The 12,068-nt window shown below is 40.5% G+C and carries 11 protein-coding genes; 1 reads left to right on the top strand and 10 read right to left on the bottom strand.

What is annotated here, in order from left to right; all coding sequences use genetic code 11:
- Positions 1–212: 212 nt before the first annotated feature.
- A complete protein-coding gene (locus RYX56_RS08160; protein ID WP_317121579.1) occupies positions 213–1,178 on the bottom strand; it encodes a C40 family peptidase in 966 nt (321 codons plus the stop codon).
- 777 nt (positions 1,179–1,955) lie between these two features.
- Between RYX56_RS08160 and RYX56_RS25820 the strand changes: the two genes are divergently transcribed.
- Positions 1,956–2,378: a DUF6843 domain-containing protein gene (locus RYX56_RS25820; protein WP_369293545.1), complete on the top strand. Its 423-nt coding sequence runs from the start codon at positions 1,956–1,958 to the stop codon at positions 2,376–2,378.
- Between the two features lie 252 nt (positions 2,379–2,630).
- Here the strand turns inward: RYX56_RS25820 and RYX56_RS08165 are convergent, their stop codons facing one another.
- From RYX56_RS08165 to RYX56_RS08205, 9 genes are all read right to left on the bottom strand, one after another.
- Entirely contained in the window at positions 2,631–3,863 is a 1,233-nt protein-coding gene (locus tag RYX56_RS08165) for an S-layer homology domain-containing protein (RefSeq protein WP_317121580.1), read from the bottom strand.
- 255 nt (positions 3,864–4,118) lie between these two features.
- Positions 4,119–5,201, bottom strand: coding sequence for an S-layer homology domain-containing protein (locus RYX56_RS08170; RefSeq protein ID WP_317121581.1), 1,083 nt, complete (start codon positions 5,199–5,201; stop codon positions 4,119–4,121).
- 187 nt (positions 5,202–5,388) lie between these two features.
- A complete protein-coding gene (locus RYX56_RS08175; RefSeq protein ID WP_317121582.1) occupies positions 5,389–6,849 on the bottom strand; it encodes a sodium:solute symporter family protein in 1,461 nt (486 codons plus the stop codon).
- A gap of 21 nt (positions 6,850–6,870) precedes the next feature.
- Positions 6,871–7,107: a hypothetical protein gene (locus RYX56_RS08180; protein ID WP_317121583.1), complete on the bottom strand. Its 237-nt coding sequence runs from the start codon at positions 7,105–7,107 to the stop codon at positions 6,871–6,873.
- Complete coding sequence (locus RYX56_RS08185; RefSeq protein ID WP_317121584.1) at positions 7,107–8,771, bottom strand: class I adenylate-forming enzyme family protein; 1,665 nt, start codon at positions 8,769–8,771, stop codon at positions 7,107–7,109. The genes RYX56_RS08180 and RYX56_RS08185 overlap by 1 nt, the downstream gene beginning before the upstream one ends.
- A 21-nt stretch (positions 8,772–8,792) precedes the next feature.
- On the bottom strand, positions 8,793–10,349 hold the full coding sequence (locus RYX56_RS08190; RefSeq protein ID WP_317121585.1) for an acyl-CoA carboxylase subunit beta: 1,557 nt from the start codon (positions 10,347–10,349) through the stop codon (positions 8,793–8,795).
- 23 nt (positions 10,350–10,372) lie between these two features.
- Positions 10,373–10,810 carry a hypothetical protein gene (locus RYX56_RS08195; protein WP_317121586.1) on the bottom strand — a complete coding sequence of 146 codons (438 nt, stop codon included), beginning with the start codon at positions 10,808–10,810 and terminating at the stop codon, positions 10,373–10,375.
- Between the two features lie 14 nt (positions 10,811–10,824).
- Complete coding sequence (locus tag RYX56_RS08200) at positions 10,825–11,259, bottom strand: acyl-CoA thioesterase (RefSeq protein ID WP_317121933.1); 435 nt, start codon at positions 11,257–11,259, stop codon at positions 10,825–10,827.
- 216 nt (positions 11,260–11,475) lie between these two features.
- A complete protein-coding gene (locus RYX56_RS08205; RefSeq protein ID WP_317121587.1) occupies positions 11,476–12,054 on the bottom strand; it encodes a hypothetical protein in 579 nt (192 codons plus the stop codon).
- Positions 12,055–12,068: the final 14 nt, after the last annotated feature.

Here is a 12,068-nt window from a genome sequence, read left to right on the forward strand (position 1 = left end):
TTCCCCCTATTGGATAAAAGATTTAGTAGACTTTTATAGTCCATCACCATTTTACCAATTAACCCATCAAAAATCAGTAAAAATATGAAATAATATGTCATATTTCGAGTTTATTTTCTATTATTAAGTACAATTTCTATATTAACCACCATTTAGGATACTCTAATAAAAAAACTTGCTCACTTTAATAGTGAACAAGTTTTAGACATTTATTAATTTACGCGTTTAGCTCCAAGGTAACGTGGTGCCCAGTAAGTGTTGCTCATGCTTGAAACTGTTACACCAGTTGAAGATCCACTGTGGATGAACTGGTTGTTCCCAATGTAGATTCCGTTATGAGATGGGCCAGCCTTATAAGTTTCAAAGAATACAAGGTCCCCTACTTGTGGATTAGACACAGTTGTACCTGCACTCCATTGTTGCGCTGCAGTACGAGGAACAGAAACACCTTGATTTCTGAATACGTATTGAATGAAGCCACTGCAGTCAAAGCCTGATGTAGTTGTACCACCAAAGCGATACGGTGTACCTGTTAATGATCTAGCAAATGATACTAGGCTTGATGCATTAACGCTTGAGCTAGAGCTTGCAGATGATGATGAGCTGCTTGAGCTAGTTGATGCTGATGCAACAACTCCACTGCTTAATGCGTTAAATGTTTGTGGACCTGCGATTCCGTCAACTGAAAGTCCCATTGCTGATTGGAAGCTACGTACGCCACGTTGAGTAAGTGGTCCGTATACGCCGTCAATTGAAGAGCTGAAGTGACCTTTGTCACGTAATTGTTGTTGTAATGAAGTTACTGCACTTCCTCTAGAACCTACACGTAGCACTCCAGATGAAGATGCTGTTGATGTATTTGAGCTAGTAGATGCTGGTGCTTGTCCACCTGATGCGCCAAGTGCACGGAATGTTTGTGGGCCAGCAATACCATCTACTGATAAGTTGTTAGAAGCTTGGAATTGACGAACTGCATCACGAGTAATTGTTCCATAATAACCAGTTGCACGATCGAATTTGAAATATCCTTTTGATTTAAGTGCTTGTTGTAATTCAGTTACGTCCCCGTGAGACATCCCCATGCGTAATGTCTGGTCACCTAATGCTGCATCTGAAACACTTGGGTTTGCTAATAATAATCCTGCCGCTACCAATGAAGTTAGTAATACTTTTTTCATAATTAATACTTCCTCCTATTTAATGTCTCTTACTCTTCTATTTGAGTATGTATGTCGTTGCTATTTATGGGCTACGTCTTTAGTTTCATGATCTTTCATAGAATAAAAGATTTTTTGTTTGTTTTTCACTTTCTACATACTAGCAAATTTTATTTTGATTCGACGAATTATTACATAGATGTAATATAAAATAGGTCAAATATCCCAGTTTATTTTCAATGAAATCGGATAGAGATATTAGTTCGCCTATATTAATTAGGTCATTAGACATATTATAAGACTACCCAAGTAAAATTATTACACGTTTAATACAATTAAAAATTTAATCATTTTACCTTTTTATCCACTACAATGGGATGATTAAAATACAATAAAAAAGAAGAGTTATTTTAGTTACTCATTTTGTTACAATTAAGAGGTTAGTTATTAGAGAAAGGATAATTTTTGTGAGGTTCCTAAAAGTAATTTTGATTTCTGTGTTTTTTTCAATTGTTTTTTCTATCTTTTATTCGATAATAGTTTACACTTCTTTGTCCGAAAGAGAACGAAATACGCTTTATTTCTCGTTTGGAGAAGGTGTTTTTTGGGGATTGTATTTCATCACACCATTCTTTTTAGCTTTAGGCACAATTTCTTTTATAATTTATATGTTGCTAGAGAAAATTAAACGCTTTTCTAATATTACTAGATTAGGCTTAAGCATATTAGCAGCAGCAACTATTACAATTCTCGCAATCTATATATTTTTTTAGTATTACAAGCTCCGAAACGAACCAAATTTATTTAATACCTCAAGGATATGAAGGCGATGTTTATGCAATCTATAATATCTCAGGGGCACCAAGAGTTGAAACAGAAGAAGGTTATACTGTTCATGAGATAAATGATGAAGGGTATTTTCTCACTTCCACACCCGATATGGATTATGGAACTATTACGGATAAGTATTATTATGTAGATAAAGAAGGTATTCGAACTCCAATAAGTGAAACGTGTGTTAGTGATATTAGTACAGGTGGATTTGAATTATTTGTTGAAGATAATAAAAATATTAATTTTAACTATACAGGATTTAAATTAACTCAGAATTATTGCAGTGAAGATTTTATGTCGGAAGTGCACGGTAAAGATAGAGGTAATTATCATAAGATAATCGGGAAAATATTAAAGGAGTATTACGGAGTCGATAGTCCTTACTAGAAGGGATTTGTTTTTCCGTAACATTTTTACTATTCCTTAATTTGTACTAACTAGGTGCATCAGTAAGAAGAGGCTAGTAAATATACACCAAAAAACGCTCAGGAATCTGAGCGTTTTTATTTACTATTTATATTGTTAATTTAGTGTTGAAATAAATGCCGATTAGTATGATATTTACACTGTTAATAGCGATTTATTCCCCGTTAACCGAACCCGTTACTAATTGTAGTCCTTCTTGACCCATATACCTAATTATCTATAACGATCTAACTCAGACATGAAGCGATCTTCTAATGTAATAATGATTGTAGGTGACTTCTTTGGATCAATCCATTTTAATAATTCTACTAAATTTGTCTCTGAAACGGCAACGCAGCCTGCTGTCGGACTAGTTGAACCTCTCCACTTATGCAAAAAGATCGCACTACCATGGCCTGGTACAATTGGCTTCGTGTTATATTCAATAACCATTCCGTACTTATACAAGTCAATGTTCATACGCTCAAAGCTATTCCATTTACTACTCGGATTGCCAGTGTACCTTTTCCATTGATTGTAGTCAGGTGAATTCACGTCATCAATCCAATAGTCATCACTTGTCATACGTTGATAGGTTGATCTTGTACCTCTTGGAGGAGCGGCTGTACCAAATGCCATACCCATATCATAGGTACCCATCGGGGTCTGACCATCACCCTCTCTTTTATTTTGACCAATTCCATTATAGCCAACGACCGCCCCCATTGGAGCAAACTTCCGTTCTAACTTTCCATTTACACGTTCATAGGTTCTAAGAGTTGCTCGCTGAGCCGATAGATTGCTAGTAGATACGACAATAATTTGATCAACCGTATCTTCTTGAATCTCAGGTTTGAATGTATCATCTAGCACTCTAGCAAGAAATACTGAGAATTGCGCCCTTGTAGATGAAGCATTTGGCCTAAACGATTGATCTTCTTCATAGCCAGTAGTGATGCGATTATATGCTAAATTTTGAATCGATGTATAGAAAGTAAAATCCCTTCCAATATCAGTGAATTGCTTTTCTTCTTGATAGCGAGGTAGCTTAAAAGCACGATCAATAATCGCTGCCATTTGCCCTCTTGTTAAAGCTTCATTTGGCCTGAAATTACCATTACTTCCATTCATGATCCCTTCATCGGAAACGGCTGCTACATATTCATAAGCATGAAAATCATCTTTAATATCATTAAATTGAACAGCAGGACGATTTTCTGTACTAATGCCTAATGAATTGACAAGCATAATGGCCGCTTGAGTTCTCGTCACAGTGTTATTCGGCTTAAAACTTCCATCGTCATACCCTCTTATAATCGACTGATTAGCCAAGTATGTAATCTCATCCTTTGCCCAAAAGCTATTGTTCACATCATTAAACTGAGTCGCTGCACTTGTTACAGGACCAGAACTAAGCATGAGTAATGCAAAGAATAACAATATAAACGGGTTGTTCAGTTTTCTCATCAAATGCCTCCTCATTGTAAATGCACAAAAATTCATTATTTTTCCTTTTTATTGTACATGAGGGAAAACACTAGAACAATCATCGTTTATAAGATTAAACTGATATAAGATGTCCACTCCGTTTGCATTTCACTAAAAAGTGATAAAAGAAAACCCATCTTTCAAATTAAAAAGATAGGCTTCAGTTACTGCTATGATGTTCACTCTTAATTCTTTTTAATTCTGTTAATATAAAATATGCAATAAGAATACTTTTTACATTCCCCACTTTAAAGATTCGTCTTCAGGCGTTTGACGGAAAAATAGATCTGCTCCATATTCAACAACTAATAACTCATAATCCTTAAGAGCTTTAAATGTATAACTTCTGCTAGCTGACTCTCCAGGAAATAAACGATTGAAGAAGCCGTATTGCGGTTCAGATTTACCATTTGTATAATATATTTTAAAACTTCCTTGATCAATTACTTGATCACTTGTATTATTAGTTTCTTCATACGTAATAGTATATTCATAGAAACTACCATTATCTACAACCGTAAAATCTTGCATTGTAACGGTCATGTTATTATCCTTTGATACATACGGAATATTTAATTTTAACGGTTGGTTATTTTCTACTGGTGTCTCTTCAATTGGTTCTTCTACCACTGGCTCTTCTTCTACCGGAACTTCTTCTATAGGTGTCTCTTCAATCGGTTCTTCTTCTACTGGCTCTTCCTCCACTGGGGTCTCTTCATTGAAGTTATGCAATACCCGATAAAGAAATGCTGAAAATTGGGCTCTAGTAGTAGCATTACCAGATCTAAAAGTATTATCTTCTTGGTAACCTGTAGTAATACCATTAGCAGCTAATGCTTGAATTTCTTTATAGAAAGCATGATTTTTACTAATATCATTAAACTCATTGTTAGAGTGGCCTTTTAGATCAAATGCTCTTTGAAGGATTGCGGCCATTTGTCCTCGTGTTAATGGAGCATTAGGCATAAACCTACCATCCCGACCAGTAATAATGCCTTCATAGGCTACTGCAGCCACCACTTTATATGCATGAAAATCACTTCTAATATCTGAAAAAGATGGTGCAGGTCTATTTTCCAAATCTAATTCGAGTGCTCCAGCAATCATAATAGCAGCCTGAGCCCTTGTTACCGTATTACTCGGTCTGAAAGTATTATCTTCATACCCTTTAATTATTTCTTGTTGATATAGATAAGTTATTTCTTGATGTGCCCAAAAACTTTCTTTTACATCAGAAAAATGAGCACTGGCACTAACAGAGCTTGCGAACATCCCTAAAGTTAACATTGCGATGAAAAATAATTTGATCAACTTCAAACTAAAACCCCCATTTTTTACAATTTTTACACAAGATGATTATACCATCAAATTTACTACTACAATAGACTTATTTAATGTTGGTATGAACCTTTAGAGAAGCTAATCTCTATACTATTTCATTTCACCAATGCTCCATCAAAAAAGCCCTCTGACCAAAACGATCAAAGAGCCTCATCTAAATGATTTACATATCCATATGATACCCATCCATCTTATCTACTATTTCCTGAGATGGTTTTTTACTAAAAGCAGAGACAACATACATCGATACTAAAGACATCGGCAAAGCAATCAAGATCTCCGAATTATACGGCATCGTGAAAAAGAGGAAGCAGATTAAGAAGCTAATTGAGCCTACCAGTAATCCAACAATAGCCCCTACACGAGTCGACCGCTTCCACCAAATCCCCAGCACCATTGGGCTAAATAGACTCGATACCATAAAGCCAACTGCTGCTGTGTAGAGCACGATCAGAAAGGCTGGTGGATTTAACGATAGCACCATCACAACTAAACCTACCACCCACGTAAATCCCATCGACACTTTTACAATTCGTTCCCGACTCGCATTCGGGTTGATCACCCCTTTATATAAATCATAGGAGAAAGCACTACTAACCGCTAAAAGTAACGCATCCGTTGAGGACATGACGGCTGCCATAATTCCTGCTGTAATAATCCCGAGCAGAACGGGACCGAAGAATTGATCAGCAATTAATAGTAGCCACATATCAGGTGCATAGTTTGCTAGCATCACCGCATCCATCGTTGGGATATATGGCACAACCACAAGCCCTACCCCGATCATTAAGATTCCAAAAAGAAGCATACTGATGTTCAGTGATAATTTAGCAGACCGAGCATTGGTAGCTGTGAAGATCCTCATGACAAGATGTGGCGTCACACAAACGGCCGTTGCCCATGTGACAAAGGCACCGATATAGGCTGCTACTGGAAGGGTTGCTCCAACGACACCCAGTGCCGGATTTTCGTTCGTAGCATTCATAAAAAAGCTCGCCCAATCAATTGGTAGATTAACAATACCTGCAATCACGACTGACGAGATTAAAAACACCATCATCGCTCCTTGGAGAATATTTGTCCACGTCACAGCTAACATGCCACCAAGTGATACATAGAAAATAAACACGAGCACGATGATGACAAGTCCCCACTCATACGATAAGCCCGTCACATAAGAGGCGATCAATCCGCCTGCTGTCATTTGCGACATTAAGTACATCGCTGACCCTATGATAATGACCACGGGTACAGCTATTTTGAAAAACAATCCTCCATATCGATCATTGAGAAACTCTGAGACAGTGAATTTCTGTGAGTTTCGAAGTGGCTTTGCAACTAAGACACTGGCTACCGTAAACCCCACAATCGATCCCGCGCACATCCATGCTAAAAATGGAAAACCTAAATTCCAGATCGTCCCGGCCCCTGCCATGAACGACCCTCCACTCCCCAATGCAGCTAACATCGCCAGAGAGTTGACCCCTGTACCAATCTTACGTCCCGCAACATAGTAATCTTCTATCCCCGTTTGAGATTGGGAGATTCGCCGCTGACTATAGATGCCAATGACAACTAGAAAGAGTAAATACACAACCATGATCGAAAGCTCAACCGTCTTCAATACAACTCCCCCTTGGATTCCTTACGTATCTAATGACTGTTTCGTATCAGCAGTTACCTTTGTCTCTTTGCTTCGCATAATTAAAAAAATCGCGATAACCGGTGCAAGTATATGCAAGCCATATGCACCCCACGCTTGTAACGTAATGTTCATGATCATCACGTCGTAGCTCCATGGTAAAAAGAAGATCACTGCATAAATGATAATCGTGACAAGAAAGATGCCCTCACTTTTCGGTAGACGGTACCAGTTTCCCATTACGCCTCACTACCTTCCTTAAGTAAACGTCTTAGTACTTTTCCTGAGCTCGTTGCAGGTAATTGACTACGAAATTCAACAAAACGAGGGTATTTGTAAGCGGCCATTTTCTCTTTTGACCATTTAATAATCGCGTCCTCTGTCACCTCACTCGCTTGTGCTGCTTGGGGAACGACAAAGGCTTTGACACTCTCGCCACGCACTTCATCCGGTACGCCGACTACAGCCACTTGGGCAATCGCTGGATGTTCCATCAACATCGCTTCGACATCTTCAGGAAAGACGCTATACCCCGAGCTTTTAATCATTTCTTTCACTCGGCCACTAAAGAATAAGTAGCCATCTTCACTAAAGTAGCCAATATCTCCTGTATGAACCCAGCCATCTCGTAATGTCTCTCTTGTCGCATCCGGACGATTCCAATATCCTTTGAACACTCCCGGACTTTTGATCACGATCTCACCAGCCTCGCCAACAGGCTGATCCTCTCCGGTTTCCATATTGACTATACGTATATCCGTTTCAAATACAGGAATCCCGCAACTACCAAATTTGACTTTATCAGCCGGCATAAATGTATCGCATGTATGAGTCTCACTCAGTCCATATGCGGCTTCATACATCTCACATCCACCGGTTACTTCCCTCCATTTTTCGGCAAGCTCTTCGGTCACAGGTATGCCAAAGCTAGTAGCTAAATTCCGTCTCAGTGAACCTAACCTTCTCTCTTTCAACCCTGGATACTGCAAAAGGCCAGCATTCATCGGGGCGACACTATACCATAAACTGACCTGATATTTCTCGATTGCCGTTAACACAGCCTCTGGCTCAAATTTTGTTAGCAACACACAGGTTGTGCCTGAATAGACCGGGATATTGACGCCCATAACCATTCCGGCAATATGGCATAACGGCATTACCGCAAGCCAAACATCATCAGGCCTTGCACCATTCGTCTCAATAGCCGCTGCTGTTTTAAATAAAGCGTTTTCATAAGTGAGCATAGCTCCTTTCGGTCGCCCAGTCGTCCCTGAGGTGAACACCAATAACGACACATCTTCACTTACGTCAAACGAACGATTTAAAGCAGTCGTTGGATAATCCTTTAAAATATCGTCTAAATCATAGGTCTCACTGAACACACGCTTGTCAAACAGGAAATCATTCGGAAAGGCGTATGGCCTCTTGCTTGGTAAATAGTCTCCGTAATTCGTGCTCACAACAACTTCAAGAGAAGGTGTATGCCCTCGTATTGCTTCCACTCGGTCATACAATTCATCGGCACTGACGACGACTCGCATACCGGATTCATTGATTAAATACTCGAGCTCGGTTTCTTTGTACATTGGGTTTAGCGGACAGACGATTGCCCCGAGTTTCTGCGCTCCGTAATGCGCGATGATATACTGCGGACAATTTTGCATGAACAACCCAATACGATCGCCACGTTCTAAGCCCTTTTCAACGAGAAAATTGGCAAATTGATTACTTGAATCGTTGAGTTCCTGCCAAGTAATCTCGCAACCATAGTAGAGGTAAGCAATCTGATCAGGTCTATTTTTCGCATGATCTTCTAAGTAATGATGAAGTGGCTTCTTCCCTAAACGATACGTTAACTCTTTTGGTACATCCTCCGGCCAATTTTGCATCCATACATTTTCCATGCTTCGCATCCTCCTCGTTTATTAAAAGCTGGTCGGCCAATTAGCTAATAAGCGTTTGCTTTTTGAACCATTATTGACACAGGCATATTCGAGCATCTGGCATAAGTACTTTCTTGTATCACGCGGGTCGATCACATCATCAATCATAAACTTCCCTGCCGCTTTATATGGCGAACTATCAAAGCCCCATGTCTTCAGCAATTCCTCTCGCGCTTGTTTCGGGTCATCTGCCTCCATCAACTTACGACCGTAGACAACATTCACTCCTACTTCCGGTCCGGTAAAATTAATCTCAGCACTCGGCCACGCTACAACAGAGTCAGCTCCCATTGTTGGTCCACACATATTTCCATATGCTGCCCCAATGCTTTTGCGTATCACAACCGAAAGCTTTGGTACCGTCGCTCTCGCTAATGCTTGATTCCACTGCATAATCTTACTTGGCACCTTCTTTTTCTCAGCCGCGCTGCTTACTCGAAAGCCAGGGATATCGTGCAAGAAAACGAGCGGGATATGGAAGGAATCACATAAGCAAATGAAATCCGTAGCCTTATCGCATTCTTCAGGACCACTCGAGCCAGCGAACATCATCGGCTGATTAGCAATCACTCCGACTACTTGACCATTTAAGTGAGCAAGAGCCGTAATTAAGGATCGTCCAAATAACGGCTTCAGCTCAAAAAAGTCACCGTCATCAACGATCATGCTAATTAGCTTTTTCATGTCATACGCTCTCGTCCTTCTTGTCGGGACAAAATCGATTGCTTCCTCTAAACGCCGATTCGGATCATCCTTCGTTTCCTTCTTCGGTGGCTCTTGGTCGGCATTAAGGGGCATGTAGCGAAAGAATGCCTTCATCGCCTCAATCGCATTTTCCTCCGAGTCAGATACATGATCGGTTTGCCCCGTCGTCTCGGCATGAACCTTCCACCCACCTAGCTCCTCCGGTGTAATCTTCTCGCCAGTTGCCATCTCAAGCATTCTTGGACCGGCTACCGCCATGCAGCTCCCCTTTACTTGAGTGACAAAATCGGATGAGACAGCAAGCCAAGTCGGTCCCCCGTAACTATCACCTAAAATACTCGAAATCATCGGTACCTTACGACCAATCGTCAGGAGATTTTGCGGAAACAACTTGTCACTGATTCCATCTGATCCCATTCCATCCGGCATCCGTAGCCCGCCACCTTCTCCAAGGTTAAAAATAGGAAAGCCGCGCTTAAGAGCGTAATCATGCAACGCCTCTGACTTCTTAATATGAACCGATCCTTCCGTGCCTGCAAATACCGTCTTATCAATTGCCTCGACGACCACAGGGCGTCCATCTATTTTTCCAAGCCCGCAAATAATCCCATCACCGGCGCTTTTTTGTTCAGCACCAGGAAACTCAGAGTGACTAAGGCCACCGATCTCTAGAAAACTTCCTGGATCTAGTAACTTCTCAATCCGCTCTCTTGCCGTATAAAAGCCGGATTGATGATGGCGATCAATCTTCTCTTGTCCACCCATTAACCTCGCTCGTTCTCTTCTTTTCTCCAGGTCTTCTAGTAGTTGATCCATCGTGATTTCCTCTTGCATCGTAATCCCTTCTTTCTTGCAAATTAGTTACATACTCTGCTCCATTTGTATCGATTGATCGCTTGCAATACGAACGCAAATTGAAAGCGAGGGTGCTTGGTGATCTGCCATGGCTTCGTCTGACAGCTGTGATTGAATTGAGTGAGCACCTGCGCTAAGAGTTCCGAATCCTTGTACTTCATCGTTAAAAACGTTACCCCTTCAAAATGCTTACGGCTGCCGACAACTCCTGAAAAGAATCGAGTGAGTGGATCACCTGAAACATAGATTAGTGTAATCACTAACTCGTCGGTCTCTAGTTCAATGCTATTATGCTTTGAATCATACATATAAACAGGGGGCAAGACCTTCTCTTCAAATGACATGTCTGCTTCCCTCAACACATCCTTAAATAGCTGAGCAGCTTCCTTTTGCCCAATTCCCACATACGCTTCCCACTGATTGCGATTAAACGATAACAATCGTCTCCCCTCCTCTATTCAACGGATATCTTTAGCCCTTCAAACTCTCTGATCCGCTCTCTAATTTCCTCTGGAATAGGCTTAGACTTACCTGTTTCAAGATCAAAGCACACTTGAACAGCCTCTGCCTGAATTAAGAGCTCATCCCCTCTTTTGATCGCAAACTCACAATTCATGCTCGATCTGCCCATTTTCACTACACGGCAATGGATATCAAGAAGATCATCTAGTTTTGCTGGAGAAAGATAATCCAGTGTGACCCTCCTTAAGACGAGATCAAATATATTTTTTTCTGCTAACTCGAGCCAGTTGGGACCAATCACCTTGCGATAGTATTCCGTCACCGCAACATCAATATAGGTTAAATAATGCGCATTAAAGACAATTTTTTGCCCATCAATTTCTGAGTAGCGAACTCGAATGGGATGTGAAAAGTTAAAATGAGTGATAAGGACCCTCTCCTCTCTTCGTTATACTAACTAGTTAGTATGTTTTGTTCGCAAAATAACACAAGCTGATACTACTAAGTATTCATCTGGACGATTTGTTATGACGGATGTGTGAAAATCATAGGAGATATTCTTGAGGTAGATTAATGAGGTTTCTACTTTCATCCTAGCATCATGTACTAAGATAAGCAACACAAAGACTGAAAATTCAGTACTTTATGGGAGGACATTGATGATTTCATGCGCCACTACTTCTAATCGCTTCTTTGTATTTTCAAGACCAAGCTGCGGATTTGTGGTACCGTCTCTAGTTAGCTGTTCCGCCACAGAATAAATAGGTTGCCCATGGATGTCTACTTTTATCTGATTAAGGGATCGAAGTCCAAGGTGACGGATGCTGATGACTTTCACTCCATCACGTAGCCGGTTTGTGTTGGCTAGTGCCGAGACTGCGAGGCCTGCTCTTTGCCCAGAGCAAATGATTACCTTCTCTATTTCGTTTAACTCCTGTTCTAGGCGAAAAAGATTTTCTTCTGTTAAGACCTCTTTGATTGTAGCCTCTGTTCGACCGGTGAGCTGGCGGTATTCGACCTTGCTCCATGCATTGGTTATCGTAATCGCCTCTCGCGACCACTCTGTCACTTCTCTAAAATGTGAGTTGAGGATGAATAATAGTTGATGTAAATTCGTTCCTGTTCTGCCTGCAGCAGGTCTATTCGCTGCTTCCTCCGCAGCTCCTGGACATGAGAACACAAATGCTACATCGTTTTTAACTCCTTTTTGAAAATGACACATGTCTATGCTCCACC

It is taken from the genome of Alkalihalophilus lindianensis (assembly GCF_032843265.1).
In the GTDB taxonomy this organism is placed as follows: domain Bacteria; phylum Bacillota; class Bacilli; order Bacillales; family Bacillaceae_D; genus Alkalihalophilus; species Alkalihalophilus lindianensis.

Bases quoted from the DNA above. Each gene is read 5' to 3' on its own strand.
- RYX56_RS08160 (WP_317121579.1), bottom strand. From the start codon at position 1,178: ATGAAAAAAGTATTACTAACTTCATTGGTAGCGGCAGGATTATTATTA.
- RYX56_RS08165 (WP_317121580.1), bottom strand. From the start codon at position 3,863: ATGAGAAAACTGAACAACCCGTTTATATTGTTATTCTTTGCATTACTC.
- RYX56_RS08180 (WP_317121583.1), bottom strand. From the start codon at position 7,107: ATGGGAAACTGGTACCGTCTACCGAAAAGTGAGGGCATCTTTCTTGTC.
- RYX56_RS08185 (WP_317121584.1), bottom strand. From the start codon at position 8,771: ATGGAAAATGTATGGATGCAAAATTGGCCGGAGGATGTACCAAAAGAG.
- RYX56_RS08190 (WP_317121585.1), bottom strand. From the start codon at position 10,349: ATGCAAGAGGAAATCACGATGGATCAACTACTAGAAGACCTGGAGAAA.
- RYX56_RS08205 (WP_317121587.1), bottom strand. From the start codon at position 12,054: ATGTGTCATTTTCAAAAAGGAGTTAAAAACGATGTAGCATTTGTGTTC.